Origin of the sequence: Rhodococcus ruber (assembly GCF_027270735.1) — a bacterium.
GTDB lineage: Bacteria > Actinomycetota > Actinomycetes > Mycobacteriales > Mycobacteriaceae > Rhodococcoides > Rhodococcoides rubrum_A.
Map to the genome: position 1 here is coordinate 147,243 of NZ_JAPWIJ010000002.1, position 25,917 is coordinate 173,159.

Annotated in this window: 23 protein-coding genes; 13 read left to right on the forward strand and 10 right to left on the reverse strand. The window is 63.3% G+C overall.

Annotated features, from left to right (window positions below):
• The first annotated feature begins 96 nt into the window (after positions 1–96).
• Both O4220_RS04395 and O4220_RS04400 read left to right on the forward strand, forming a co-directional pair.
• Positions 97–984, forward strand: coding sequence for a DUF5996 family protein (locus O4220_RS04395; RefSeq protein ID WP_269602398.1), 888 nt, complete (start codon positions 97–99; stop codon positions 982–984).
• A gap of 128 nt (positions 985–1,112) precedes the next feature.
• Positions 1,113–2,465 (forward strand): MFS transporter, encoded by a 1,353-nt coding sequence (locus tag O4220_RS04400; protein WP_269602399.1) that lies wholly within the window; start codon positions 1,113–1,115, stop codon positions 2,463–2,465.
• A 90-nt stretch (positions 2,466–2,555) separates the two neighbouring features.
• Here the strand turns inward: O4220_RS04400 and O4220_RS04405 are convergent, their stop codons facing one another.
• The 4 genes from O4220_RS04405 to O4220_RS04420 all read right to left on the reverse strand — a co-directional run bounded on the left by O4220_RS04405 (position 2,556) and on the right by O4220_RS04420 (position 7,659).
• Positions 2,556–3,998, reverse strand: coding sequence for a fatty acid desaturase family protein (locus O4220_RS04405; protein WP_269602400.1), 1,443 nt, complete (start codon positions 3,996–3,998; stop codon positions 2,556–2,558).
• Between the two features lie 24 nt (positions 3,999–4,022).
• Complete coding sequence (locus O4220_RS04410) at positions 4,023–5,120, reverse strand: ferredoxin reductase (RefSeq protein WP_269602402.1); 1,098 nt, start codon at positions 5,118–5,120, stop codon at positions 4,023–4,025.
• Between the two features lie 98 nt (positions 5,121–5,218).
• Positions 5,219–6,715 (reverse strand): FAD-dependent oxidoreductase, encoded by a 1,497-nt coding sequence (locus O4220_RS04415; RefSeq protein WP_269602405.1) that lies wholly within the window; start codon positions 6,713–6,715, stop codon positions 5,219–5,221.
• 38 nt (positions 6,716–6,753) lie between these two features.
• On the reverse strand, positions 6,754–7,659 hold the full coding sequence (locus O4220_RS04420) for an AurF N-oxygenase family protein (RefSeq protein ID WP_269602406.1): 906 nt from the start codon (positions 7,657–7,659) through the stop codon (positions 6,754–6,756).
• 153 nt (positions 7,660–7,812) lie between these two features.
• On the opposite strand from O4220_RS04420, the gene O4220_RS04425 reads away from it, so the two are divergent.
• The 8 genes from O4220_RS04425 (at position 7,813) to O4220_RS04460 (ending at position 15,975) form a co-directional block, all read left to right on the forward strand.
• Positions 7,813–9,336, forward strand: a complete 1,524-nt coding sequence (locus tag O4220_RS04425; RefSeq protein WP_269602408.1) for an adenylate/guanylate cyclase domain-containing protein — start codon at positions 7,813–7,815, stop codon at positions 9,334–9,336.
• A gap of 115 nt (positions 9,337–9,451) precedes the next feature.
• On the forward strand, positions 9,452–10,117 hold the full coding sequence (locus O4220_RS04430; RefSeq protein ID WP_269602410.1) for an HAD-IA family hydrolase: 666 nt from the start codon (positions 9,452–9,454) through the stop codon (positions 10,115–10,117).
• Between the two features lie 25 nt (positions 10,118–10,142).
• On the forward strand, positions 10,143–11,354 hold the full coding sequence (locus tag O4220_RS04435) for a sedoheptulose 7-phosphate cyclase (protein WP_269602412.1): 1,212 nt from the start codon (positions 10,143–10,145) through the stop codon (positions 11,352–11,354).
• Entirely contained in the window at positions 11,351–12,145 is a 795-nt protein-coding gene (locus tag O4220_RS04440) for an O-methyltransferase (protein ID WP_269602413.1), read from the forward strand. Before O4220_RS04435 ends, O4220_RS04440 begins: the two co-directional genes overlap by 4 nt.
• On the forward strand, positions 12,142–13,428 hold the full coding sequence (locus O4220_RS04445) for an ATP-grasp enzyme (protein WP_269602414.1): 1,287 nt from the start codon (positions 12,142–12,144) through the stop codon (positions 13,426–13,428). The genes O4220_RS04440 and O4220_RS04445 overlap by 4 nt, the downstream gene beginning before the upstream one ends.
• Entirely contained in the window at positions 13,428–14,450 is a 1,023-nt protein-coding gene (locus O4220_RS04450; protein WP_269602415.1) for a D-alanine--D-alanine ligase family protein, read from the forward strand. The genes O4220_RS04445 and O4220_RS04450 overlap by 1 nt, the downstream gene beginning before the upstream one ends.
• On the forward strand, positions 14,447–15,199 hold the full coding sequence (locus O4220_RS04455; protein WP_269602417.1) for a TauD/TfdA dioxygenase family protein: 753 nt from the start codon (positions 14,447–14,449) through the stop codon (positions 15,197–15,199). Before O4220_RS04450 ends, O4220_RS04455 begins: the two co-directional genes overlap by 4 nt.
• Entirely contained in the window at positions 15,196–15,975 is a 780-nt protein-coding gene (locus O4220_RS04460) for a YoaK family protein (protein WP_420030310.1), read from the forward strand. Before O4220_RS04455 ends, O4220_RS04460 begins: the two co-directional genes overlap by 4 nt.
• A 12-nt stretch (positions 15,976–15,987) precedes the next feature.
• Here O4220_RS04460 and O4220_RS04465 read toward each other — a convergent pair whose 3' ends face one another.
• A complete protein-coding gene (locus O4220_RS04465; protein ID WP_269602419.1) occupies positions 15,988–16,602 on the reverse strand; it encodes a TetR/AcrR family transcriptional regulator in 615 nt (204 codons plus the stop codon).
• 80 nt (positions 16,603–16,682) lie between these two features.
• On the opposite strand from O4220_RS04465, the gene O4220_RS04470 reads away from it, so the two are divergent.
• Entirely contained in the window at positions 16,683–17,615 is a 933-nt protein-coding gene (locus O4220_RS04470; protein WP_269602420.1) for a DAPG hydrolase family protein, read from the forward strand.
• Here the strand turns inward: O4220_RS04470 and O4220_RS04475 are convergent.
• The 4 genes from O4220_RS04475 to O4220_RS04490 form a co-directional block, all read right to left on the reverse strand.
• Positions 17,612–18,187 carry a hypothetical protein gene (locus tag O4220_RS04475; protein ID WP_269602421.1) on the reverse strand — a complete coding sequence of 192 codons (576 nt, stop codon included), beginning with the start codon at positions 18,185–18,187 and terminating at the stop codon, positions 17,612–17,614. The two genes, O4220_RS04470 and O4220_RS04475, sit on opposite strands and share 4 nt — an antisense overlap.
• Positions 18,188–18,215: 28 nt before the next feature.
• Positions 18,216–19,151 carry a pirin family protein gene (locus O4220_RS04480; protein WP_269602422.1) on the reverse strand — a complete coding sequence of 312 codons (936 nt, stop codon included), beginning with the start codon at positions 19,149–19,151 and terminating at the stop codon, positions 18,216–18,218.
• Between the two features lie 80 nt (positions 19,152–19,231).
• On the reverse strand, positions 19,232–19,573 hold the full coding sequence (locus O4220_RS04485) for a GNAT family N-acetyltransferase (RefSeq protein ID WP_269602423.1): 342 nt from the start codon (positions 19,571–19,573) through the stop codon (positions 19,232–19,234).
• Between the two features lie 55 nt (positions 19,574–19,628).
• The gene (locus O4220_RS04490) at positions 19,629–20,891 is read right to left on the reverse strand and encodes a ricin-type beta-trefoil lectin domain protein (protein ID WP_269602424.1); all 1,263 of its coding nucleotides are present in this window, start codon (positions 20,889–20,891) and stop codon (positions 19,629–19,631) included.
• Between the two features lie 421 nt (positions 20,892–21,312).
• On the opposite strand from O4220_RS04490, the gene O4220_RS04495 reads away from it, so the two are divergent.
• A complete protein-coding gene (locus O4220_RS04495; RefSeq protein ID WP_269602426.1) occupies positions 21,313–22,554 on the forward strand; it encodes an ATP-grasp domain-containing protein in 1,242 nt (413 codons plus the stop codon).
• Positions 22,555–22,595: 41 nt separating this feature from the next.
• Positions 22,596–24,620 (forward strand): hypothetical protein, encoded by a 2,025-nt coding sequence (locus tag O4220_RS04500; RefSeq protein ID WP_269602969.1) that lies wholly within the window; start codon positions 22,596–22,598, stop codon positions 24,618–24,620.
• Here O4220_RS04500 and O4220_RS04505 read toward each other — a convergent pair.
• Positions 24,602–25,852, reverse strand: coding sequence for a ricin-type beta-trefoil lectin domain protein (locus tag O4220_RS04505; RefSeq protein WP_269602427.1), 1,251 nt, complete (start codon positions 25,850–25,852; stop codon positions 24,602–24,604). The two genes, O4220_RS04500 and O4220_RS04505, sit on opposite strands and share 19 nt — an antisense overlap.
• Positions 25,853–25,917 lie beyond the last annotated feature (65 nt).

Genomic DNA, 25,917 nt, shown 5'->3' on the forward strand with positions numbered 1-25,917 from the left:
TCGCCCCTGGCATCAGACCGTACCGGCGAACCCTGAGGTGCGCCTGAGGTAACACGGCTATGGTCATCCACCGGGGTATGTGTGCATCATCGACACATGACAACTTCCTACGACGCGTGGCCGGCACTCCCGATCGAGAGCTGGGCAGACACTCGCGACACGGTGCATCTCTGGACCCAGATCGTCGGCAAGACCCGAATGGCACTGTCACCGGCACTCAACCATTGGTGGGGAGTAGCGCTGTACGTCGATGCGTCCGGACTGACGACGTCGCTGATACCACTCGGCGACCGCGGTCTCGAAATTCGTTTCGACTTCCTCGCCCACCGACTGGTACTGGCCACCACCGATGGCCAGAGCCGGACCATGAAGCTCGAACCCCGCACCGTCGCAGACTTCTTCGCCGAATACACCGACCTGCTCACGCAACTCGGAGTCGACTCGACGATCGTGGGACGGCCTGTCGAACTTCCACACGCCACCCCGTTCGCGGAGGACGTCGAACACGCCTCCTACGACGCGGACGCGATGGAGAGGTTCTGGCGCGCCCTCGTCAGCGCACATCGAGTGTTCTCCGAGTTTCGCGCCGACTTTCGCGGGAAGTCCAGCCCTGTCCATTTCTTCTGGGGCGCTTTCGATCTCGCCGTCACGCGCTTCTCGGGTAGGTCGGCCCCCCAGCATCCCGGTGGTGTTCCGAACTGCCCGGACTGGGTGATGCACGAGGCGTACAGCGACGAGGTCTCGAGTGCCGGCTTCTGGCCGGGCGGGGCCGCGGAGGGCGCGTTCTACGCTTACGCCTACCCGAATCCGGACGGCTACGACAGCCATCCGGCCGTCACCGCTCCCGCGTACTTCGATCGCGATCTCGGCGAGTACGTCCTCCCCTACGAGGCCGTACGCACTGCCGAGGACCCCGACGCGCTTCTGCTCGCCTTCCTCGACAGCACCTACCGTGCCGCTGTCGAGACTGCCCACTGGCGGTAGCTCGGAGGGAGGCGGTTGCCGTTCCCCCCCCCCCCCATCTGGGGGTATTCGACGGGTGACCCGGATCACTACCGTTCGTCGCATTCGGTATCGCACATTCGCCCGATACCCGACAAAACGGAGGAACCATGACCACTGTCTCACCCGACGACCCGGGTGTGTCCGCATCGACGCGGCCGCCGGTGCAGACCAAGACCAGTGTTCGGCGGGTCGCCGTCGCCAGTGGTATCGGTACGACGATCGAGTTCTACGACTTCTTCATCTACGGAACCGCTGCCGCCTTGGTCTTCCCGACCATCTTCTTCCCGGCGCTCGGATCGACAGCAGGCACCGTGGCCTCGTTCGCCACCTTCGCCGTCGCGTTCATCGCCAGGCCCGTCGGTGCGGTGCTGTTCGGGCACTTCGGCGACCGCATCGGTCGTAAGAAGACGTTGATCTCGACGCTGCTGCTGATGGGAGTATCCACGTTCGCCATCGGCTTGCTGCCCGGTGCCGAAACCATCGGCGTGGCTGCTCCGATCATTCTGGTGCTGCTCAGGTTCGGACAAGGCTTCGCAGTGGGCGGAGAATGGGCCGGCGCGACACTGCTCACGGCCGAGTACGCCCCGCCGGGAAAACGTGGCTTCTATGCGATGTTCCCCCAGTTGGGACCGTCCGCCGCCTTCATCTTCTCGAGCGCTACCTTCCTCGCTACCGGCTTGCTGCTCGGCGACACCAACGAGACGTTCCTGAACTACGGCTGGCGAATCCCGTTCCTGCTCAGCGCAGTTCTGGTGCTTATCGGCCTGTACATGCGGTTGGCCATCGAGGAGACCCCGGTCTTTCGCGCCAACAAGCTCGCCGAAGAGCAGGCCCCGGCGACCGCCGCGCCCACCAAGCTGCCCATCTTCGACGCATGGCGCATCCAGAAGCGCGAAATCATTACCGCCGCAGGAGCATTGGCGTCCCTGTTCGCGTTCTTCTACATGGGCACCGCGTACCTGACGAGTTACGGCACCAAGACCCTCGGATTCGACCGCCCGTTCGTGTTGATCACCGGAATCGGAGCGGCGGTGATCTTCGGAGTCGCGATCGCGGTCTCGGCGACCTACTCCGATCGTGTCGGCCGACGCCGAGTGATCATGGGAGCGTGCATCATTGCGATACCCTGGTCGATCGCACTGTTCCCCGTTCTCGACACAGGATCACCGGCAGCATTCGTGATCGGCATGTGCGTCACGCTCGCGATCTTCGGAGTTGCGTACGGACCGACCGGAGCATTGCTGCCTGAGCTGTTCCAGACCCGATTCCGTTACACCGGAGCAGGTTTGGGCTACAACCTCGCGGGAGTTCTCGGTGGCGCAATTCCGCCGATGCTGGCCGCACCACTCACGGCCGCGTTCGGCAGCATCTCGATCGGCGTCATGCTGGCCCTGCTGTCGGTGCTGAGTCTGGTCTGCACCAAGCGATTGATCGAAACCAAGGACGTCGACATGGCCTGAGGGCCGACAACCCGACCGCGCACAACGCAGAACCGCGGCCACCCGAAAGTCGGGTGGCCGCGGTTCTTGTCAGCTGTGCGGGGACTGAACTCAGTCGTCGCCACGGGGCGGCGGCTGAACATCGACGCCGCCGGAGTTGTGCTCCGGTCCTGCTGCAGGATGCTCTGCCGGAACGCGACCGCGAGTCTTGGCGGCCTCGCTGTCCTTGGTGGCACCCTCGGCGAACTTACGACGCCAGCTCTCCTCGGGACGGTAGGGGCCCGGCTTCGGCCGAACCTTGCCACCCGGGAAGGCCAATCGCGCGATGGTCCGCTGGACCATGCCCCATTGTTGGAAGAACGGTCCGGTGTTGTATGGCAACTCGTAACGCTCGCAGATGTCCTTGATCTTCGGCGCGACGTCCGAGTACCGGGTGCTGGGCATGTCCGGGTACAGGTGGTGTTCCACCTGGTAGCTCAGGTTGCCACTCATCAGGTGGAACAGTGGTCCGCCGTCGATGTTGGCGGCACCGACGAGCTGACGGACGTACCAGCCACCGCGAGTCTCGTTCTCCACCTCTTCCTGGCTGAAGGTGTAGGCCTGATCCGGGAAGTGACCGCAGAAGATGATGGCATTCGACCAGACATTACGAATGATGTTGGCGGTGAAGTTCGCTGCCACTGTCGACAGGAACGTGCTCTCGACACCGCTGAGGCGACTGTCCAACAGGGCGGCCGTACGGCGGTTCTTGCCGAAACGCGCGGATCCCCGCAGCTTGGACGCCAGGCGAGACCTCTTGCTCTCGGGAACTCGACCACCCGAGGCGAGCTGAGCCAGGGCGAACGCACCCGCGCTGATCAGCGGCCAGCCCACGTAATCCTTGACGAACTGCTTGCGTGCCTTGACGCCGATGCCCTTGAGGTCCTCGACGAGTTCTCTGACGGGCTTCTCACCCCGACGAATTGCCTCGATGTCCAGATCGTGCAGGGCGACGCCCCACTCGAAGAAGGCCATCAGCAAAACGTTGTAGAACGGCTGGGCCAGGTAGACGGGACTCCACTTCTGACGTGGGTCGATACGCATGATCTCGTACCCGAGATCCTTGTCCTTGCCGCGAATGTTCGTGTACGTGTGGTGCACGTAGTTGTGCGAGTGCTTCCACGAGTTGGCGGTGGACGCGGTGTCCCAGTCCCACACGGACGAGTGGATTTCCGGGTCGTTCATCCAGTCCCACTGGCCGTGCATGACGTTGTGGCCGATCTCCATGTTCTCGAGGATCTTCGCGATCCCGAGGCATGCAGTACCGGCCAGCCATGCGGGCTTGCTGGTGGAACCGAGCAACAGCACGCGGCCGGCGACCAGCAGCTGACGCTGCGCAGCGATCACCGAGGTGATGTACTTGCGGTCCTTCTCACCGAGGCTGGCGTACACCTCGTCGTGGATGGCGTCGAATTCTTTGGCGAGTTCGGCGATGGTCTCGTCGCTCAGGTGCGCCAGCGGGTTCACCGGCTCATCGGTATCCGTGACGCGCCTGGTGGTTTCGTCGATAGACATACATTCCCCTGTTCGAATGGAAGATCAGAGTTCGATTTCGATGTCGCCCTCAGCAGTGTTGACACAGATCCGAACCGCTTGCCCCGTAGGTTCGGAGATATCCCCGTTACGTAGGTCACGTAAACGCCCCTTCTTCAGGGTACCTACACAGGTGTGGCAGATGCCGATTCGGCAGCCGTACGTCAGCTCCAGGCCGGCTTCCTCACCGGCGGCGAGAATTGTTGTGCCGCCGTCGCATTCGACGTCCTTCTTGCTGTTGATGAAGCGGACGGTACCGCCTTCACCTGCATCGTCTCCGCCGCCGATGACGGGCTGGAAACTCTCGTAGTGGAATCGATCCGACTCTCCCTGGTCCTTCCAGTACGAGCGCAGATCGTCCAGATGTTCACCAGGACCGGAGCAGAACGACTCTCGTTCACGCCAATCCGGGACCAGTTCGTCCAGTTCCGACGCCTTCATTCGACCTTCGTCGCTGGTGATACGTAGCTTCACCGTCAGCCCGTCGTGCTTGGCTTCCAGTTCCTCGAGCGTGTCCGCGAACATCAACTGTTCACGGTTGTGCACCGAGTGCACCACGACCACGTCGCGAACCTGATCGTGATGATCCAGGGCGCGCAACATGCTGATGATCGGAGTGATGCCACTGCCTGCACTGATGAAGACCATCTTGTCCGGAACCGGACTCGGCAGAGTGAACTCACCCTCGACCTCGCTGAGCCGGACGATGTCGCCGGTTCTGATGGTGCCCACCAGATACGGCGAGACCGTGCCCGACGGCACCAGCTTGGGGCTGACGCTGACGAGACCGTCGACAGGGTCGGGATCGGACGTCAGCGAATACGCCCGCCAGTGATATCGACCGTCGATCAGCACTCCGAGTCGGACGTACTGCCCGGGTGTGTGGCCCTGCCACTCGAAACCTGGACGGATGTACACCGAGACGGCTTCCGACCCCTCGGGAACCACCCGCTCGACCTTCCCCCGAAGTTCGCGAGTGGTCCACAGCGGATTGATCATCGACAGATAGTCGTCAGGCCGGAGCGGATTGAACAACGATCGGACTGCGCGCAGCATCGTCCGTCTTACAAAAGAAACCTGGGGCTTGGCCCCCCGTTCAGCCATACTCAACGGTAACTCCGTGAAGCTCGCCGTGCGTACGAATCGCGCAGACTCGAATCAGACTGCTACACAAAGTGAACAGAACGTGGAGTTACCGCCGGTCAGCGAGCCCGCGAGACCCGATCGCCGAGAGCGGCGCTCACTTTGCCGTACCAGCCGATCGGACGCGCCGAACCCCGTGTGGGGACGTCGGCGAGCAAGGCCTCGGCCGTCTCCTCTGCGTCGATCTTGTTGTCGCCGATGCCGCCCGTGGCACCCCGCTTGGCCCATCCGACCACGTAGCTGCCCGGAACCGGAGTGCCGTCGGCAGCGGTGATCCGCCCGCCGTCGTTGCGAATGGTGCCGGTGATGTCGTCGAACGGGACGCCCGGTGACGGAGTTCCGCGATAACCGATGGCGAGCAGAACCAGCTCCGTCGACAGAGTGACCGCGTGTTCACCCACCCCCACCTCGATGGACTCCACCGAGCCCTGCCCCTGCAGAGCGGATGGTGCCCGCCCGAACGCGAAGACGATGCGACGACCTCGGGCACGGGAACCGAGATCGACGCGCGCGGCCCCGGCCAGAGCAGACGCCGAGGCAGACAGCGGCAATCGGTCGATGGCGTCGACGATTCCGTCCGGTCCCGCCACCACGACGTCGACGTCCGGGCGATCGACCAACGCCTTGCATTCCGAACGCGTGAAGGCCGCGAACTCGGGGCCACGACGCGCGAGAACAACGACCTCGGTGACACGGTGTCGACGCAGTTCGGCCAGGGCATGCGGGGCGATCTCGGTACCGTCGAGAGAGTCGGGATCGGCCGTGAGAATGCGAGCCGCATCCAGCGCGACGTTGCCGTTGCCGATGATGGTCACACGATCGACGCCGGCGAGGGTGATGGCATCCGCGGGAACGTCGGGATGCCCGGTGTACCAGCCCACCAGGGTGCGCGCGCTGACCGAATTGTCGAGATCGATGCCGGGAATGTCGAGCGCTCGGTCCTTGTCGGCACCGACGGCGTAGACGACGGAGTCGAATTTTCGAGCCAACTCCACGTGATCGACGTCCTTACCGACCTCGACGCCGAGCTTCATCGTCACCCGAGGATGCGCGAAGATCCCCCGGAAGTGCTCGCTGATGCGTCGGGTGCCGAGGTGATCGGGTGCGACGCCATAGCGCGCGAGACCACCCGCGGTACGCAATCGTTCGTAGAACGTGATCTTGGTACCCGGCACCCGCAACAGGGCTTGCGCCGTGTAGCAGGCGGCCGGTCCGGTTCCGACGATGGCGATGCTGACCGGCGGCAGTTCGTTGACCGCCGACACCGGGAATCTCGGCTCACCCCACTCCGCTACGGCAGGCTTGTCGCGGTAGTAGTCGGCATTGATATCGGCGTAGATCTGTTGATCCGGCGTCAAGCGGGACACTCGTGTGATCGCGTCCACCGGGCACGCGTCTGCGCACGCTCCGCAATCGATGCACGAGCGCGGATCGATGTAGAGCAGCTCGGTCTTCCCGAAATCCGGCTCGTCGGGCGTCGGGTGAATGCAGTTGACCGGGCACACCGACAGGCAGGATGCGTCGTTGCAACAGTTCTGCGTGATCGCGAACGGCATGGGTTATCTGATGTCCTTCACGGCCTCGAAAAGAGTGGTCAGAGCATGTGCAGACGACGGTAGATCATCTCGGCCGGCTTGGTGATCAATCCGCAATCGAGAAGAAATGCCATCAGATGCTCGCTCGAGGTGCGCATCATCGTGTGGTGGTGGGCGTTGTTCTTCGCTTCCTTCATCGCACGGTCGACGTCGAGGCCTGCGGCGGCGTACACCTCTTTGTTGACCATGTTGGACACGATCAGGCGAGCGGCGATCGCGACGACGAGCGCGCTGGCCTTGCGGCGAGCCGGACTCTTGCCTTCGATGTCTTCACGCATCTGCGCACGTGCGAACGTCATGTGCCGCGATTCCTCGACGACGTGGATCTTGCTGGTGGTACGCACGAGCGGCAACACGTTCTCGCCGCGCATCCAGTCGCGCTGCATGACGTCGAGAACTTCTTCGGCGACGAGAATGCCGCCGTAGGCCACCTCGGCCGATGCGAGAGCCTTGAAGCCACGGCCGAGCTCGATGCTCGATCGACGCGGCAGGTACGCCTTGATGCCCATCTTCTGGCAGGCGCGGGCGAACATGATCGAGTGACGGCATTCGTCGGCGATCTCGGTGAGGGCGAACTGGAAGTCCGAGTTAGAGGAGTCCTTGCAGTACTGATCACGAAGAACCATCTGCTGCAGGATCATCTCGAACCAGATGCCGGTGCTCATGATCGAGCAGACCTCGTGGCGAGTGAGCGTGATGCGCTGCTCCTCGCTCATCTCGTCCCACAACTTCGTGCCGTAGAGGGTGCTCCACTCCGGATTGAGGCCGTAGAGGGAGGGATCGAGATCGGCTTCCCAGTCGACCTCCTCGGCCGGGTCGTACGAAAGCTGGGCGGCAGAGTCGAGCAAACGCGCCGAAACATCCTCGGGCTCGAGAACGTCGTTCCTGGAGAGTGTGCTGGTCATCGCCGTCGTTCCTTTCATCGTCGAACAGGAGTGGTTAGCTGTTACGGAGATTACCAGGTACTTGGCGACACAGATAGTCACTCACGCAGAATCGCCCAGATTCTTTTCGCCGGACACCTAGAGTTCGAGCGTGCAGAGAACGAAGAAGCACCAGTGATCGCGGCTCTACGGTCCGCCCTCGCCCGCACCCCGATGCGCCTCTACGCGGCGGGAATGGTGTCGGCCAACGCCATCGGGGCGGTGATCGTATTCGTGTTGGCCCGCTTCATCCTGCCGTTGCCGGTCGGCTCCGAGGAGATCCTGTCCGACCGGAACTACCTGGCATTCTTCGTGTACCTACCTGTCGCGATCGGCATCGGGATCGCCCTCGGGCTTCGCGTGGCACAACCGCTCGTACTGTGGCTGCACAGCGGCGGCACCCCGTCGGACGACACCGCGATCGCCGTCGTGCGACTGCCCCTGCGGCAGCTCGGCGTCCATGTTCTGTTGTGGGCCCTGGGCGTCGCCGTGTTCGTGGCGGTCAATGCGTCGGCCGGCGCAGCGTTGTCGATCATCGTCGCCATCGCCGTCAGCTTCGGCGGCTTGGCGACATGCTCGTTGGGCTATCTGGTCGCCGAACGCACGCTCCGGCCGATCACCGCCGCAGTGATGGACGTCAGCGAGGTCACCGACAACGTCGCGCTCGGCGTGAAGCTGCGTGTCGTCCTCATCTGGGTACTGAGCACAGCCATCCCCATCCTGGGTCTCGGTCTCATCGGTCTCGGCAGACTGATCGACACGGTCATCCCGCCCGAGGTCGACCTGTCTCCCGCGATGGTGTCGCTGTCCGCGATCGCCCTGGTCGTCGGATTCGGCGGTATGTTTCTGGTCGGACGCTCCGTATCGGACCCGCTACAGCAGGTCAGCTCCGCCATGCAACGCGTCGAAGCCGGGGCGACGGACACCCGCGTCGACGTCTACGACGCGTCCGAGATCGGCCGATTGCAGAACGGGTTCAACAAGATGGTGGTCGGCCTCGACGAGCGCGAGCGACTGCGTTCTCTGTTCGGCAGACACGTGGGCCACGACGTGGCGCAGCGTGCACTGGCGAGTGCTCCACGCCTCGGCGGCGAGAACAGGACGGTCGCCGTGCTGTTCATCGACCTGGTGGGTTCGACGGCGATGGCCGAGCGAGAGTCCGCGGAGGCGGTGGTCGATCTTCTCAATCGGTTCTTCGCAGTGGTGGTCGAGCACGGCGAACGGCACGGCGGCTTCGTCAACAAGTTCGAGGGCGACGCCGCATTGCTGATCTTCGGCGCTCCGGTCGATCACCCCGATCCCGCCACGGCGGCGCTACGCACCGCCCGCACCCTGGCCGTCGCCCTCGCTTCCGACGGCGGCTTCGAGATCGGCATCGGCGTGACCTACGGGCCGGTCATCGCGGGCAATATCGGAGCCGAATCTCGCTTCGAGTACACGGTCATCGGCGACACCGTCAATCAAGCGGCCCGGCTCACCGATCTCGCCAAGGACGACCCGAACACCGATGTGCTCACGTCGTCGATCGTGCTCGATCACGCAACCGCAGGTGAGAGGAAGCACTGGACAACAGGTGAGTCCGTGACGCTGCGCGGACGGTCCACGGCTACCGTGCTGGCCGCACCCGTCCATCGGAACGGACCGCCCACCACACCGTAGAAAATTCGAAGGTTTCCCGTTCGGTGCCGATGGGGCATACCCCCCGAACCAACTCACCCATCGCGCATGCGCGAGACATTGACTGGTACAACGTCTCTCGCTCCGAAAGGCACCCATGTCCGCAATTCTGTTCGGCTCGATCAGCACGCTCGTCGACACGTCCGAACTGCAACGTCGCTCGTTCAACGAGGCCTTCGCAGCCCACGATCTGAACTGGAACTGGTCTCGGGAGGACTACCGCTCCATGCTCGGGTCGAACGGTGGTGCCGATCGGATCAGCGAGTACGCATCCGATACAGGCACCGAGGTCGACGCCGCTGCGGTGCACGCCACCAAATCGGAGATCTTCCAACGGTTGATCGGTGAATCCGACGTGAAAACGCGTCCCGGCGTTGCCGATACGATCGACTCCGCCAAGGCGAACGGCGTGAAGGTCGGCTTCGTGACCACCACGTCCCGCGACAACATCGACGCATTGCTGGCGGCCCTGAGCCCGGAGTTGACCGCCGACTCGTTCGACGTCATCGTCGACGCTTCCTCGGTGGACGCAGGAAAGCCCGATCCCGCGTCGTACGAGTTCGCCCTGAAGACGTTGGGCGAGACCGCATCCGACAGTGTGGCCATCGAGGACAACGCCGGCGGCGCGGCGGCGGCAGCGGCCGCAGGCATCACGTGCGTCGCATTCCCGAACGAGAACACCGTAGGCACCGAGTTCGGCTCGGCCACCGACACCGTCGATGCACTCGATCCCGAGCGCGTCCGCGCTCTGATCTCCGCCTGACCCTTCATTCACCCCAGGAGTAATTGTGAGCAATCTTCAGGCCCAGGTCGTCGCCGGGGACAGGTCTTTTCGTGTCGAGGGATACGAGCGCATCGAGTACGACCTGATCTACGTCGACGGTGTCTTCGCGTTCGAGAACACCGAACTGGCCGACAGCTACCGTCCGTACGGACGCGCGCTGATGGTGGTCGACGAGTCGGTTCACGAGATCTACGGGGACCGGATCCGCGCGTACTTCGATCATCACGACATCGCGTTGACGGTGGTCCCGGTACAGATCAGGGAAACCGCGAAGTCGCTCGAGACCTTCGAGCGCATCGTCGGCGAATTCGACGCCTTCGGTCTGGTCCGCACCGAGCCGGTACTGGTGGTCGGTGGTGGATTGACCACGGACGTAGCAGGTTACGCATGCGCCAGCTATCGACGCAACACCCCGTACATTCGCATTCCCACTACGTTGATCGGGCTGATCGACGCAAGCGTGTCGATCAAGGTTGCCGTGAACTACGGCAAGCACAAGAACCGCCTCGGTGCATACCACGCATCGCAGAAGGTGCTGCTCGACTTCTCGTTTCTCGGCACGCTGCCCGAGGACCAGGTGCGCAACGGAATGGCGGAACTGATCAAGATCTCCGTCGTCGGCAACCTGGAAATCTTCGAGTTGCTGGAGCAATACGGCCCGGAGTTGCTACGTACCCGCTTCGGCCACCTCGACGGGACACCCGAATTGCGTTCGGTGGCAGATCGATTGACGTACTCGGCGATTGCGACGATGCTCGAGCTCGAGGCTCCCAATCTGCACGAGATCGACCTCGATCGCGTCATCGCCTTCGGCCACACCTGGAGCCCGACGCTCGAGCTGACGCCACCCGCTCCGTTCTTTCACGGCCATGCGATCAACATCGACATGGCACTGTCGACAACCGTCGCCGAACAGCGAGGCCACCTGTCCACGGCGGACCGTGATCGAGTGCTGGGCGTCATGAGCAGCATAGGGCTGGCCCTGGACAGCCCCTACCTGACACCCGAGTTGCTCTCCGAGGCAACGGCATCGATCCTCAAGACCCGTGACGGAATTCTGCGTGCCGCAGTACCCGACCCGATCGGCACCTGCCGTTTCCTCAACGATCTGGATGCAAACGAGCTGGCCGACGTGCTGACCCTGCACAAGAAGATCTGCCTGGACTTTCCGCGCGCCGGTGAAGGCCTCGACATGTTCACCGCACCGACACCGTGACTGCGCAGCCGCGCCCGGTCACCCCGACGACCATCCTGGCGCGCGAGCTCGGCGAGATAGCCGCGCTGCTCGACGCCGGGGTGACCGACGAGCTGACCACCCGTGTTCATCGGGCCCGCGATCTCGCCGCGGGACTCGACCCGTATCTCGACTCCTGCACCACCTCCGAATCCGCAGCACTGGCCACGTTGGCGTCGCGGACCCGCTCGGCGGACTGGAGATCACGTGAAGTGGTCTCCGGTTCCGGGCCTCTGGAGATGGAAATGCTCTCCGGCCATGTGGAGGGACGCTTCCTCGCGTTCCTCGTGCACATGACCCGGGCGACGCGGGTGCTCGAAATCGGCATGTTCACCGGCTACTCAGCGCTGGCGATGGCCGAGGCGCTGCCCGCAGGCGGCGAGGTCGTCGCCTGCGAGGTGGATCCGTACGTGGCCGAGTTCGCGCAGTCCTGCTTCGCGGAATCGACTGCAGGATCTGCTATCTCGGTGCAGGTAGGGCCGGCGCTCGACACTCTTCGCCGGCTCGACGGGAAGTTCGACCTGGTGTTCATCGACGCCGACAAGACCGGATATCGCGGGTACGTGGAGTATCTGCTCGAGAGCGATCTGCTCTCCGACGGTGCCGTGATAGCCGTCGACAACACCCTGCTGCAGGGTCAGCCCTACGCACCGCAACCGAGCGAGAACGGCCGGGCCATCGCAGAATTCAACGATTACGTCGCCGACGACCCTCGCGTGCAACAGGTGTTGATCCCTCTGCGCGACGGCGTGACGCTGATTCGGCGCACATGATCCGTACTATTGCAGCACTGATCGGCCTCACGGTCACCCTCCCCGTCGACCTCGCGGCGGTGGGGGTGGCGGCGCTGCGCGGTACCCGGCCCGTCACCGATCGAACCCATTCACCCAGAACGATTCTGATCAGTGGCGGGAAGATGACCAAGGCCCTGCAACTCGCACGGTCGTTCCATCTCGCCGGCCACCGGGTGATTCTGGTGGAGTCCACGAAATACCGCTGGACCGGACATCGTTTCTCCCGCGCCGTCGACCGCTTCCATTGCATTCCCGACCCGGGAGATCCGGGATACGCTCAGGCCCTGCTGGACATCGTTCGCCGCGAGGGGGTCGACGTCTTCGTGCCCGTGGCCAGCCCGGCCGCGAGCATTCACGACGCCGACGCACGTACGCTCCTCGATGCGCACTGCGAGGTGATCCACGGCGATGCGGACATCGTGCGAATGGTGGACGACAAGTCCCGATTCTCCGAGCACGCAGCGTCATTGGGACTACGTGTTCCCCACTTCGAACGCATCACCGACCCCGCCCAGATCGACGAGTTCGAGTTTGCGCCGGGTCGTGAGTACATCCTCAAGCGGATCTCGTACAACCCTGTCGGTCGAATGGATCTGACGCGACTGACGGCGCACACGCCGGAGCGCAACTCCTCGTTCGCCCGGAGCCTGCACATCACCGAGGACGACCCGTGGATTCTGCAGGAATTCATCGCCGGACAGGAGTACTGCACGCACGGCACTGTGCGCGATGGTCGCTTGCAGGTGTACGGCTGCTGCGTGTCGTCTGCCTTCCAGGTCAACTACGCCATGGTCGACAAGCCCGAAATCCTCAGCTGGGTACACACATTCGTCTCCTCGCTCGACACCACCGGGCAGCTGTCGTTCGACTTCATCGAGTCCGCTGCCGACGGCCGGATCTACGCCATCGAATGCAATCCACGCACCCACTCGGCCATCACGATGTTCTACGACCACCCCGATCTGGCTGCGGCGTACCTCGACGACGATCATCCGATGATCGTGCCGCGTCCGACGGCCCGGCCGACGTACTGGATCTACCACGAGCTGTGGCGACTTCTCACCGAAGGCAATCGAGTGGCCCGGCTCCGCACCGTTTTCCGGGGCAAGGACGCAATCCTGACCGGATGGGATCCGCTGCCGTACCTGCTGGTGCACCATCTGCAGATTCCATCCCTGCTGTTGCGCAATCTCGCGGCGCGCCGCGGCTGGTCTCGTATCGACTTCAATATCGGCAAGCTCGTGGAGAACGGAGGCGACTGATGGCACTGTCGGTCCTGGTACTCGTCGGATCCTCGGTGGACGAATTCCACTGCGATCTGTCCCGGGTGTACGCGGGGGGATTTCTCGACGCGCTCGGGAGCGATCCGGCGTACCGGGTCGAGGTAGCGTTCGTCTCGCCCGGTGGGATGTGGAGCTTCCCCGACGGCATCGATACCGCCAGTGTGGCTGCGGCGCAGCAGATGCACCTGGCACAGGCAGTGGACATCATGTCCGCGTGGCACTTCGACGTCATGGTGCCGCAGATGTTCTGCCTGCCCGGCATGACGACCTACCGCAGCCTGTTCGATCTGATGGACGTGCCGTACGTGGGCAACACCCCGGACGTCATGTCCATGACAGCGGACAAGGCACTGGCCCGTGCCGTCGTCGCCGCTGCCGGAGTCGCCGTCCCTGCCGGCGTGGTGGTGCGCAGTTCCAGGACGGTCGATCTCGAATTGCCCGTCGTAGTCAAGCCCGTCGACTCGGACAACTCGATGGGAGTCACGCTGGTCGAGGACGACGACTCTCTGGCACCCGCGATCCACGACGCGCTGGCGTATTCGTCTGCCGCACTGGTGGAGTCGTACATCCCGCTCGGGCGTGAGGTTCGCTGCGGCATCATCGCGATGGACGGTGAGCTGGTGTGTCTTCCCCTGGAGGAGTACGCGGTCGACTCCGTGCGGACGAGTGCCGACAAGTTGAATCGGACAGCGGACGGGGATCTGTACCTTGTCGCGAAGCAGCAGACCAAGGCGTGGATGGTCGACACCTCGGATCCGATCACCGAGAAGGTCTGGGCGGCAGCGCGATCGTGCTATCGATCGCTCGGCTGCCGGCACTACGGGCTGTTCGATTTTCGCATCGATCCGGACGGGGAACCCTGGTTCCTCGAGGCCGGTCTCTACTGCTCGTACTCGCCCTCGAGTGTGCTTGCGGTGATGGCCGCGGCAGCGGACATCACGATCGACCGCTTGTTCGCGCACTCGCTCGCGGAACTATCGGTGAAGGAGTCGGCGTCATGACGCTGGGAATGGAACTCCGCAGTCTGGATCTGGACTCGACTTCGGTCGACGAATTGCGAACGCTGTTGGCCGAACACGGTGTACTGATCCTGCGAGAACAGCCCATGGACGACGAGCGCTTCCTGACGTTTCTGCGTCGGTTCGGCGATCCGATGTTCACCGAGGGCGAGACTCCGGTCCCGGGATTTCCCGACCTGAACGTCGTCAGCAATATCGGCCGCAGCACGCCGCCGAAGTCGACGTTCCACGTCGATACGACGTATGTGCCGAATCCTCCCGCTTACACCGCATTACGAGCTGTGTCCGTACCGACCGCCGGCGGCAGCACCCAGTTCAGCGACCAGTACACGGCGTACGAGACGCTGCCTGCGGCAGTGAAGGAGGACCTGGCGGGACGCATGGTGACGCATCGGGTGACCGGGGTGGCGTCGGACACCGATTCCTCTGCCGAACATCCCTTGTTCGCAGTACATCCCGTGTCCGGCCGCACTGCTCTCGCGCTCTCTGCACCCGCCCGATGCGTCGCGATCACCGGAATGAACTCCGAGGAGGCGAGCGAGACCATCCGATACCTGTTCGAGCACTCCACTCGAGCAGAGAACGTCGTGCAGCACTCGTGGGCCCCCGACGATCTGGTGATGTGGGACAACCGATGTGTGATGCATCGGGCAGACCACAGCGGGGTGGTCGGAAACAGGGTGATGCACCGCGGAATGATCGCGAATGCGGAGAACGCGTCGGTTATGTGACCGACGACTCAAAGAGTTGCCGGCTCGCCTCCGGCCCGGACAATCGAGTCATGACCTCCCCCCTGTCGATCAGCCGCGACACAGCCATCGGTGCCGAAGCTCGTCTGTCCTGGATCCTTTCCGGACTCGCGGGGATGGTGGGCGCAGTGGCGTTCCTGCACTCCGCCGGCTATTTCGTGACCTTCATGACCGGTAACACCGAACGTGCGGTCGTCGGCCACTTCGGACACCCGGAAGGCAAAGAGGTTGCACCAGGCGCTTCGCCGTGGGCGGCGCTGGCCCTGATGGGGTCGTTTCTCGCGGGTGTGGTGATCTCGTCGATCTGCCGGCGGCGCTACTGGTCGAACCATCCGCATGGAGCGACCGTGCTGACCACCATTGCACTCGCCGCAGCAGGGCTGATCGACATCGCCATCTCCGGCTGGTCTTCGGCAAACGTGAACTTCTACCCGATTCTGTTGGTGGCCTTCGCCCTCGGCGCTCTCAACACCGCGTTCACGAAGAAGGAAGAGACGTACATCCCACTCAGCTACGTCACCGGAACGTTGGTCAAACTCGGCCAAGGCATAGAGCGCCATCTGTTCGGGGGCGGAACGCACTACGACTGGCTTTGCTACACAGCCCTTCTCGGGTCGTTCGCACTGGGTGGGGTAGTCGGCGCTTTCATCGGCGTCGTCATCACCGGACCGCAGGTATTGCTTCTCACGGCACTGATCAGCTTCGGCGCGACGATCTTCACGTTCACCCACACCGAGCGTAAGTCCCTGCTGGGCTGACCCTGTGCGCCGCTAATCCGCGATCAGCGGTGAAGTTTCTACGACTGTGCGCAGCATCTGCTCCACCAGCGACCGGGGCAGGCGTGATCCGATCAGCACTTGACGCTGAATCAGACCCTCGATCATGACGACCAATGTCTCGGCTTCCGCCTGCGGGTCCTGGGAGTCCAGCGAGGCGACGATCCATTGGGTGTAGGTGACGAATGCGCCGCGCTGAGTGTCGAACAACTCCCTGACTTCGCGATCATGCTGAGCCTCCCCGAGCATGATGGCCCTGGCAATCACCCGCTTGGCTGCGTCGCCCGTCGTCATCGCTTGGATGAAATCGACGATTCGGGTCACCACAACGTCCACGGTCAGTGGTTTGACGTCGACCAGACTGCCGAACGTCGCCCCGGCAATCTCGAAGTCGCGGGCGAACAGTTGCCCCAGCGCCAGGTGCAGCAGGCGGCTTCGAGTGGGCGCGTGATAGTTCACCGATCCTGGGCCGAGGCCTGCCGCTTCGTCCACGGCCCGATGCGTCAGCCCACGAAATCCTTTGGTGGCCAGCACTTCGATCGCGGCTGTCGCGATCTCGTCGCGCCGCCGCACTCTGGATGCGTCGTCCTTGGGAGTGGCGGGACTCATACCGGGCACTCTACTGCCAGGTCGTTGACATTCTCCGAGCCCTCGACCTACTCTCAACAAACGTTGAGCATGGGGGAGAAATGAACCGGAAACCGACACGGCGTCAGGTCGTCGTGGGTACCGCAGCAGCGGTGACCGCGGCCGTCCTCGGGTCTGCATCGAGGGCAGCCGCGGCACCAGCACTGGGGTCTGCAGACGAATGCGGTGAGCGTTACCAGGGCTATCGCGACGCCGATCGACATCGGCCGTACGCCCACTACATGGCAGCGCGAACGACTCCGGCACCGACCGTGGTGGCCGATACCTACGCGGGCCCCCCGATCTCATCCAACGCGGTACCCGGATTCGACTCCATCACAACCGATCTCGCCCCTACCGGGTACTCCGGAATCGAGACCGGATACGGGCAGCGAGCCGACGGGGTGACGTTCGTGGCGGTGCGCACCGTGATGCCTCGGGTGACCGCGGCGATGTGGGACTGGTGGTTCGGATGGCATTCCTCCGAACCCGCCCGCTACAAGCTGTGGCATCCCGATGCTCACCTGTACGCCGCTCTCGCGGAGGATCGGACTGCACTCGACATACCCGACAAGGCCAAGTACGTCGGCAACACGACGTTCGTGGACGAGTACGTCGGCCCGAAACTGCAGCAACTGGGGATCGGTTTTCGTGATCCGATTGCGCACGGCTTCGACGTTCCCTCGGATCAGACGATCGTGTTCGGCCGAGTGGGAAGCTCCATCGCACCGGTGGACCTGGGTTGGCTGGCCCATCAGGTCAGACCCGTCGACGGTGGTGCCGAAATGCGCAGTCGCTTCTACCTGAACCTGCGCGGGTTGCACGTACCGGACGTGAAGCAGGCGGCGTGCGCCGTCCGCCGGGGACCGTCGGTGGATCCGACCGACCTCGTACTCGGGCTCGATCTCGCCCGAGATCTGATGCTGCACTGCGGACAGGAGATGAACCACCTCGCCGGCTTCCTACCGGAGCTGTACGCGGAGTTCCGCAGCTAGTGCCCCAGAAACACCTTGGCCAACACGATCAGCGCAGCAACCGTAGCCGTGACCAGTCCACCGAGGAGTGCACGGAAGGTCAACGGGTTGCCGCGAATTCGCTCCGTGACCATCTGGATCGTAGCGATGCGCACCACGATGACACCACCGGCCAGTAGTTCCGACCACTGTGCCGGAATCACCGACAGCCAGCCGAGGGCAAGCATCAGCGCGGGGACGGTGCCGGAACTCAGGATGGGGACGGCATCCCGAAGTTCCTCGACGGCCTTGAACTTGCGTTGGTCGTCGGTGGCATCTCCGTGCGCCTCGGGTATCTGGCTACTGGCCACGAAATCGGCGAACACGTGCGCCAGAAACGTCGTCCCTGCCGTAGCCAGCACCAAGACCGCAGCTGTTCCGTGTTCGATCGAACCGGGCGTGGACGCCGCGACCGCCGCGAGGATGAGGATGTTTCCGTAGACGTAGGCAGAGAGCCTCCTGGCTGCCCGCGCGGGCTCGAGGGGACCACCCGCACGGGTCACCAACCGGCGGTACAACCGGGTTCTGCGAATACGGGGCTCGGCGTCGGTCATGCACCGAATCGTCGCACGGCCGCTGTCTTCACTCCACAGGAACGCCGAGCCTACCCGCCTGGTAGTCCTCGAACGCCTGCAGCACTTCGGATTTGGTGTTCATGACGAACGGGCCGGCCATTGCAACCGGTTCCCGGATCGGCCTGCCACCGAGAACGAACACCTCCAGCGACTCCCCCACCCCCGAGGCGGACATCTCTATGGTGTCGCCGCGACCGAACAGCGCCGTCTGCCCCATCCGGATCGGACGCTTCTCTGCACCCACGGTGCCCTCGCCTGCGAGAACATAGACCACAGCGTTGTAATCCGGGTTCCACGGCAGCGTCAGTGCCGCGCCCGGGGCAACGGTACTGTGCGAGAGCGCAATCGGGGTGTAGGTCGAACCCGGCCCCTGCATGCCCGCGATCTCGCCGGCAATGACGCGCACCAGTGCACCGCCGTCCGGACTCGACGCCAGGGCCACCTTGCTACCGGTGATGTCCTGGTAGCGCGGGTGCGCCATCTTGTTCTCCCGCGGCAGGTTGACCCAGAGCTGAACACCGTGAAACAGCCCGCCCGACAAAACCAGATGCTCCGGCGGGGCCTCGATGTGCAGAATCCCCCCACCTGCCGTCATCCATTGAGTGTCGCCGCCGCTGATGATGCCGCCGCCGCCGTGAGAGTCCTTGTGCTCCATGATCCCATCGATCATGTAGGTCACGGTCTCGAATCCGCGGTGCGGATGCCACGGCGTGCCCTTCGGTTCACCGGGCGCGTAGTTCACCTCGCCCATCTGATCCATGTGGATGAACGGGTCGAGGGACGACATGTCCAGCCCTGCAAAAGCGCGGCGGACCGGAAAACCCTCCCCTTCGTACCCCGTCGGAGCCGTCGTGACGGACCGGACCGGCCGGGGTACGGCGGTGGCGTCGGGCATGGGGATTCGGGGCAACGTGAGGATGTTGTCGACCGTCACTGCGGGCATGGCTTCCCTTTCGGCTTGGTAGTTGACTCTGCAACTACTAGTCGAGCTCAACCTACCGATGCACCACGGTATTCCCGCCGTCAGCGCTGCTGGTCGGCCAGCCACTGCCGGATCTCGTCGGTGGGCTGCTCGACGATGTCGTCGAATTCCGAGTGCTTGCCCACGAACGCCTCCACCAAGGGACAGATCGGGACGATGCGCTTGGCGTCGGCCCTGGTGGCGTCGAGTGCCTGCTGCACGAGAATCGTTGCCAGACCACGTCCGCCGAATGCCGCGTCCACCTCGGTGTGGAAGAAGATGCGTCGCGCATGCTCGTCGTCGACGAACTCGGTGAAGCCGACCTGCGTGCCGTCGACCGAGACGGTGAAACGATCCGCCTGCTGGGTGATCTCTACCTCGGCACCGGTTTTGTCGACCGTCATTGCGCGCTCCTCGCTCCTCGTGAACGCGCATCCCCGGCTGCGGTGCGCGGCTGGATCAGCCTACCCAGCTGTACACCGATACCCAGTCGAGGAGCAGATGTCCATTGCTGTTGCCGCTCCCGTTGGTCTCGGTCTGCAACTCCCACCTCATCGGGGTCGACGGAACCCATTTGGTGCTGTCCAGCAGTACGGCGTCGTCGAGGATGTATCGCACCCGACCCGGTGACCATTCGATCGTGTACGTGTGCCAGCCAGTGAACGTCGCGGACGTCCTCGCGGCCTGGTCCTGACAACCGCCCACACAGGAGCCGGCACCCGAGTAATGATGGAAGCCACCTGGGCTACCCGACAAACTGCCTTCCGGAAAGTCCATTTCCCCGTCGGCCGGCCACCTCTCGGATTGCGGCCACAACAGCCACGCAACGTAATACTCGCGCAAATTCGGAGTATCGACTTTGAACCTCGCTGTGTATCGGCCGTAAGTCTGATTCTGCCCGGCGGAATTTATAACCGGAGAAATACTCGCCCCTGCGGGTATTCCATCCACCTGTCGCAACCAATAGTCCGCCACGCCGTCGTGTGTCGACATCACTGCATCGGATCGATAAGGGCGCTTCTGATATGTGTCTTTATAGCACTTGGGGTATGTACGCCATTTTGTCCCCTCGGTACCCGTATAGACGATTTTCGCCGGATCGCAATCACTGGCCCAGCTACCCGTCGCGGACGGTTTGCCGAATTCGTCGACGAAGATCTGTTTCCACCCGGGCAAGTCGCCCCGCGGTGCCGCGACGCCACTCGGATTACCCGAAGCGGGCGGGGTGGAGGGCGTCGTGACGGGAGGGGCCGTGCTCGGCACCGTCGGCGCGGGGAAACCGTTGACGACAACCAACCACCGCTGCGCGTCGGACGCGTTGCACGTGTAGAGCTGCACCGTATTGCCCGGAGTTTTGGAATTGTTCGGATTATCCAGGCACACAGTAGAATCGCGTATCGACAGTGTTCCGTTGCTTCGCAGCGTCCAGGTCTGGGCCTGACCGCCGTTGCACCGGGCCGTGACGACCGGAACGTTGGCTCTGACGATGCCTCCGTAGGGCGTCAGGCACTGGCCCTGCACTTGAATGCTGCCGTTGTCGGCACCTGTCCACGTCTGCTGCGCACCTCCGTTGCACGTCCAGATCAACACTGGGTTGTTCTGGGCCGTCACCGCGCCCTTGTTGTCCAAACACAGCCCAGCGGGCGTCTTGAGCTGACCGACCGTCACGGCCTCGGCCTGCGGTGCCGACACGACCGAGACCACCACGAGAGTCGACGCCACGGCAAACAACGAAACGGCTCGAATACCGAAGAGAACTGACCGGTACCTTTTGAGGTTTGAAATACGCACTGCACACCTTCCGCATGGGTGAACGACGGCGATCGCGGCGGTGGAGAACCCACCATTCTCGTTCACTCGACTCTATCCAGGGAATACCGGAATTCAGTAGTGTAATAATTCCGGAGTTTTCGCCTTTTGAAAGGCTCCAATTCTCTCGGAAGCAATTCATAAGAGCCTGAATCAGCCGATGAATCCACAAACCCACTCCGAGGCGTGCGCCGCGTCCGATCCAGCGCTCCGATACCGTCCGACTCCTCGATACGGGACCTACGGGGACACCACCCGCCGGTATGGCGTTCGGCTGCCTCTGTACGGTGGAGGGAAGGACCTCAACCGTGTACCACTAAGGGGAAGGAACTTCATGGCTCAGCCAGACAGGCTGGAGAAAGACCCGAACAAAGGCTTCGTCGCCCTGCTGGGCTGGAGTTTGGCGGCAGTCGAAGCACTCGACAAATTCGATCGGCGCTACGTCGTGGTTGCCCCAGAATGGGCCGAGGCGTACTGCACCGAGCACGATATTCCCTATTTGCCGTGGAACTTCGAACGACTCAACGATCGTTCGCTCGAGATCGCCGAAACTCTGCAGAGCGAAGGCGTCGACGTCGCGATCCCGCTCTACGAGGAGACGGTCGAGTGGGCCGGTGCCATCAACTCGGTACTACTCGGCAACCCTCGACTGTTCGGTCAGGCCATGCTGTTGCGGGACAAGGCGCTGATGAAGCGTCGCGCCCAACTGGGCGGCATTCGCGTCGGTATCTTCGAAGAAGCCCACGACCGCGAGGATGTCATCCGATTCCTCCGCCGCGTCAATCAGACGTTGCTCAAGCTCGACGGCGATCCGAACGACCCCATTCACCTCAAGGCCTTCGACAAGGCAGGATGCTTGGGCCACCGCGTCATTCGCACGCCGGACGAGGTCGACTCCATCCCGGACGAGGAATTTCCGGTTCTGATGGAATCGCACCTGGACGGATGGGAATTCGCCGTCGAAGCGTGGATCCACAACGGCAAGATCAAGTTCCTCAACATCTCCGAGTACGTCACGCTCGGCTACTCCGTATTCGTCCCTGCGACACCGGAGTTGGAGAAGTACCGCGAGCAGATCACCGTGCAGATCGAAAAGCTGATCAAGGCCTTCGACATCGAGTTCGGGTTCATCCACCCCGAGTACTTCGTCACCAGCGACGGCGAGATGTACTTCGGTGAAGTCGCTTATCGTCCACCAGGTTTCAAAGTGTTCGAGCTGTTGGAACGGGCCTACGGGTTCAACGCCTACCAGGGCTTGGCGCTGGCGTTCGACCCGAAGACCACCGAGGAGGAGATCGACGCCTTCTTCCCGACGGAAGTGGTCGACGCCACCGGTCACGCCGGATGCTTCGGCGTCTACCCGCGCCGACGCGTCGTCAGCGATCTCGTCATCCCCGAGGTCACCGCGGACGACGACTACTACGAGACCAATGACCTGTCGGCTCCGGTCGAGGAAACCGTCACCAAGAGAACGGCATTCGGCACGCACTGGGGTCTGCTGTACTTCTTCGGCGACGATCCCTACCGTATGCGTGATCTGCTCAAGCAACAGGAAGAACTGGACTTCTACGTGTGAAGCAGCAACTCGGGGACGACAACAACCCACCGTCACAGACGATGCACGAGCCGGCGCCGACGAACGCGACCACCGCGGTGGACAGAGCGTTGGCATCACGGTTGGCGCAACTCGACCATGCGGTGCATGCCTTGGCCGATGCACCTGAGTTCAGCAAGAACACCAAGGTGCGACGAGTTCTGGACGGTCTGCATCGAGTCTTGTTGCAGCCCGGCGGTTGCGGTGCCATTCGCGAACGCGCCGAGGTGCTCGAGAATGCGGGTCTGTTCGCGGGCACCGATTGGGCGCAGCCGGACATTCTCGTTCCAGGGTTCGTGGGACCCAGCTTGCGCAGCGGCAACGATGACACCTTCGTGCTCGAAGCGACCAGCGAACTGCGCATGATCGCAATCGTCGCGGGCGAGTACGAGCATGCTGCGGTGACCGCCGAGGATGCCCGCCGGTTCCTCTCTCAGGTTCTCGCGGTGAATCTCGACGTTCTGTTCACGCCCCCGTCCGAGTCGGAGCGAGTTCGCTTGGGTCGTACCGCGCATCTGATCCGTGATCTGTTCGGGTACGTGGCCGGGCAGATCGGCTACGACAGTGTGCTCGACGAGTTGGTCGAGGAAATCTGGCGGATTCTGCGGCAGCGTCCGATTCAGGTGGACACCATCAAGGACATGGTCACCCGCATCGCGATCTATCGTGACGACCCGACCGTCGACCTCGGCACCTCCGGGCAGGGCCTGGATAGGTTGATCACGGCCCTGTTCGGCACCACCGATGCGTGCCGAGAGGATCCGGGCGTGGAGGTGTACCGGTCGCGGCTCGAGGCCATGGATGTCGAGGCGCTGCAGTTCGAGGCCCGCGGGTTCGCACGAGCCATGCACGACACCGGACTCGTCTCGCCGTACCACGCGACGCTGACGCAGTACCTCGTCGATCACTACTCGTATGTTCTTCCCGAGGCCCTGGGCCTGTCCGACACCGGACGCACCTGTCTGACGCGCTATCCGGAATTGGTCCATCGCCTCATCGAGGAGACGGTGTACCCCGAAACAGCGCAGTGCCTCTACGGATTGGCGTTGCTTCTCGATCGCGGAATTCTGCACCAGCCGCCGATCGTACCGTCGCTGTGGCGGCAGATCTCGCTCAAACTCGCTCCTGCGGTGCGGGAACGACTGATCACCACGTTCGGGCCGGTGCCCGCCCCGGAGTCACGCTTGCTCGGAGGTTTGCTCTCGATGCTCGGGCAGCCCCTGGGTGTGGGACAGGGCGACAACCCGACGTGTCAGTCGGCGCGGGCATTGTCGATGTGGGCATACAACGACCCCGATTACCTCCTGCAGATGGTGGTGTGGGCCGCACGTGACGAGGAGATCGTCATGCACTTCGAGGGTCAGTCGATCTCGTCGACCGAGAGTGTCAGCGGCGTCGCCACGTCCGATCCGGTGGACCTCGATCCCGCGTCGCTGCTGCTGGTTCCGCACCTCGATCGCATCTACGCCGAGATGGTCCGGCGCTGCGCCGATCGTCCCGGCGACCCGCACCGCTGGGTCAACCCAGAGTTCCACGGGTGGTGGTCGGCACGCGAGTTCCATATCGATGTGGATGTCGCCACCGGAAACATCGTCGATCTGGACGCGTTCCTGCGCCAGTTCTACGCGGCGTATCACCCGGAGTACAACGGGCATCAACCGTTGATTCACCCACAGCCGGCAGGTGTGGCCGTAACCGACAGCGCTGCACGGTATGTGGGATGGCACGCCATCACAATTCTGCGCGTGACCGCCGACCCCGACGGCGTCATGCGGGTCTATTTCTTCAACCCGAACAACGACAGTGGGCAGGACTGGGGCGACGGCGTCGTGGTGGGAACGGCAGGTAACGGCGAACGCGCCGGCGAAGGTTCGCTGCCGTTCGACCAATTCGCATCGCGGCTGTACATCTTCCACACCGATCCGCTCGAGAACGGTGAGCCGGAGAAGATTCCGGTCGAAGACATCGAAACCATCGTGGGCTTCATCGAACGCAGTTGGGGCGCAGGGCGATCGGTTCGCGCTGCCGATCAGCCGTTCCAGGAGTAGACCGAAGCCCAATCCAGGATCAGATTGCCCTCACTGTTCCCGGAACCCTTCGTCTCGGTCTGCAGCTCCCAACGCATCGGTGTGGACGGCACGAAGTCCGTGGTGTCCAGGACGACCGTGTCATCGAGGATGTAGCGAATTCTGCCTGGCGACCATTCCATGGTGTAGGTGTGCCAGTCGGTGAACCTCGCGCCGACATCGGTAGCGGCCAATTTGCATCCGTTTGCACAGGATCCTTCGCCTGCGAAGTGGTGGAACCCTCCGACGTTGCCGGCCAACGAACCCTCGGGGAAGTCGAATTCGCCGTCTTCAGGCCACTTCTCGGACTGAGGCCACAGTAGCCATGCTACGTAGTACTCGTCCAGGTCAGGCGAATCGACCTTGAAACGTGCGGTGTATCGACCGTAGGTCTGGTACTGGCTGTCCACATCGATGACCGGTGAGATACTCGCCCCGGCCGGCATTCCGTCGACCTGCCGAAGGTGGTACTCGAGTGCACCGTTGTCGGTGGACAGCACGGCGTCGGGTCGGTACGGACGCTTGTCGTACGTGTCGGGGAAGCACGTCGGGTAGGTCCGCCATTGCTGACCTTCGTTTCCGGTGTACACGATTTCCGAGGGATCGCAGTCGTTGGCCCAACTTCCGGGAGCGGACGGCTTGGTGAACTCGTCGACGAAGATCTGCTTCCACCCCGGGAGGTCCCCCTGGGGCGCGGCGACACCACCAGGGTTGTCCGCTGCGGATGGTGCGGGGACAACCGGAACCCACGTCTGCGCGTCGGATCCGTCGCAGGTGGCCAACCGGACATCGGACTCGTCGACTCCGCTGTTCGCTCGGAGTGCCATGCACCAGGTCGTACCTGCTACCTCGATCGAACCCGAGTCGCCTGCGGTCCAATTCTGGCTCGCCTCGTCGGTGCATCGGCCGAGAACGACGTCAGCGCCGTCGTCCAATGAGCCGCTTCGGGGACCGAGGCAACGTGACTGCATGCGGACGGTGCCGTCGGTTTCGGCGACCCAGAGTTGCGTATTCGTTCCGTTGCACGAGGTGAGTCGCACCGGGGTCTCCCCGTTGGCATCGGAACTGTCGGCTTGAAGACACAGGCCCTCGGTGGTTTCGATCTGCCCGGTGAAACTGGCCGACGGCGTCTTGGCGGGATCCTCGGACCCGAACGGACTGCACCCGGTGATCAGCGACGCCACGGTCAGTAGCGACACAGACGCAACAATCATGCGTCGTGCACTCCGTACGCCTCCACCCCACCGACCGGGACGCGAACTTCCATGCCGAATTCGCA

Bases quoted from the DNA above. Each gene is read 5' to 3' on its own strand.
- O4220_RS04480 (WP_269602422.1), bottom strand. From the start codon at position 19,151: ATGCCCGCAGTGACGGTCGACAACATCCTCACGTTGCCCCGAATCCCC.
- O4220_RS04485 (WP_269602423.1), bottom strand. From the start codon at position 19,573: ATGACGGTCGACAAAACCGGTGCCGAGGTAGAGATCACCCAGCAGGCG.
- O4220_RS04500 (WP_269602969.1), top strand. From the start codon at position 22,596: ATGCACGAGCCGGCGCCGACGAACGCGACCACCGCGGTGGACAGAGCG.
- O4220_RS04395 (WP_269602398.1), top strand. From the start codon at position 97: ATGACAACTTCCTACGACGCGTGGCCGGCACTCCCGATCGAGAGCTGG.
- O4220_RS04445 (WP_269602414.1), top strand. From the start codon at position 12,142: ATGATCCGTACTATTGCAGCACTGATCGGCCTCACGGTCACCCTCCCC.
- O4220_RS04410 (WP_269602402.1), bottom strand. From the start codon at position 5,120: ATGGCTGAACGGGGGGCCAAGCCCCAGGTTTCTTTTGTAAGACGGACG.
- O4220_RS04405 (WP_269602400.1), bottom strand. From the start codon at position 3,998: ATGTCTATCGACGAAACCACCAGGCGCGTCACGGATACCGATGAGCCG.
- O4220_RS04400 (WP_269602399.1), top strand. From the start codon at position 1,113: ATGACCACTGTCTCACCCGACGACCCGGGTGTGTCCGCATCGACGCGG.
- O4220_RS04455 (WP_269602417.1), top strand. From the start codon at position 14,447: ATGACGCTGGGAATGGAACTCCGCAGTCTGGATCTGGACTCGACTTCG.
- O4220_RS04415 (WP_269602405.1), bottom strand. From the start codon at position 6,715: ATGCCGTTCGCGATCACGCAGAACTGTTGCAACGACGCATCCTGCCTG.
- O4220_RS04470 (WP_269602420.1), top strand. From the start codon at position 16,683: ATGAACCGGAAACCGACACGGCGTCAGGTCGTCGTGGGTACCGCAGCA.
- O4220_RS04450 (WP_269602415.1), top strand. From the start codon at position 13,428: ATGGCACTGTCGGTCCTGGTACTCGTCGGATCCTCGGTGGACGAATTC.
- O4220_RS04495 (WP_269602426.1), top strand. From the start codon at position 21,313: ATGGCTCAGCCAGACAGGCTGGAGAAAGACCCGAACAAAGGCTTCGTC.
- O4220_RS04465 (WP_269602419.1), bottom strand. From the start codon at position 16,602: ATGAGTCCCGCCACTCCCAAGGACGACGCATCCAGAGTGCGGCGGCGC.
- O4220_RS04420 (WP_269602406.1), bottom strand. From the start codon at position 7,659: ATGACCAGCACACTCTCCAGGAACGACGTTCTCGAGCCCGAGGATGTT.
- O4220_RS04430 (WP_269602410.1), top strand. From the start codon at position 9,452: ATGTCCGCAATTCTGTTCGGCTCGATCAGCACGCTCGTCGACACGTCC.
- O4220_RS04475 (WP_269602421.1), bottom strand. From the start codon at position 18,187: ATGACCGACGCCGAGCCCCGTATTCGCAGAACCCGGTTGTACCGCCGG.
- O4220_RS04505 (WP_269602427.1), bottom strand. From the start codon at position 25,852: ATGATTGTTGCGTCTGTGTCGCTACTGACCGTGGCGTCGCTGATCACC.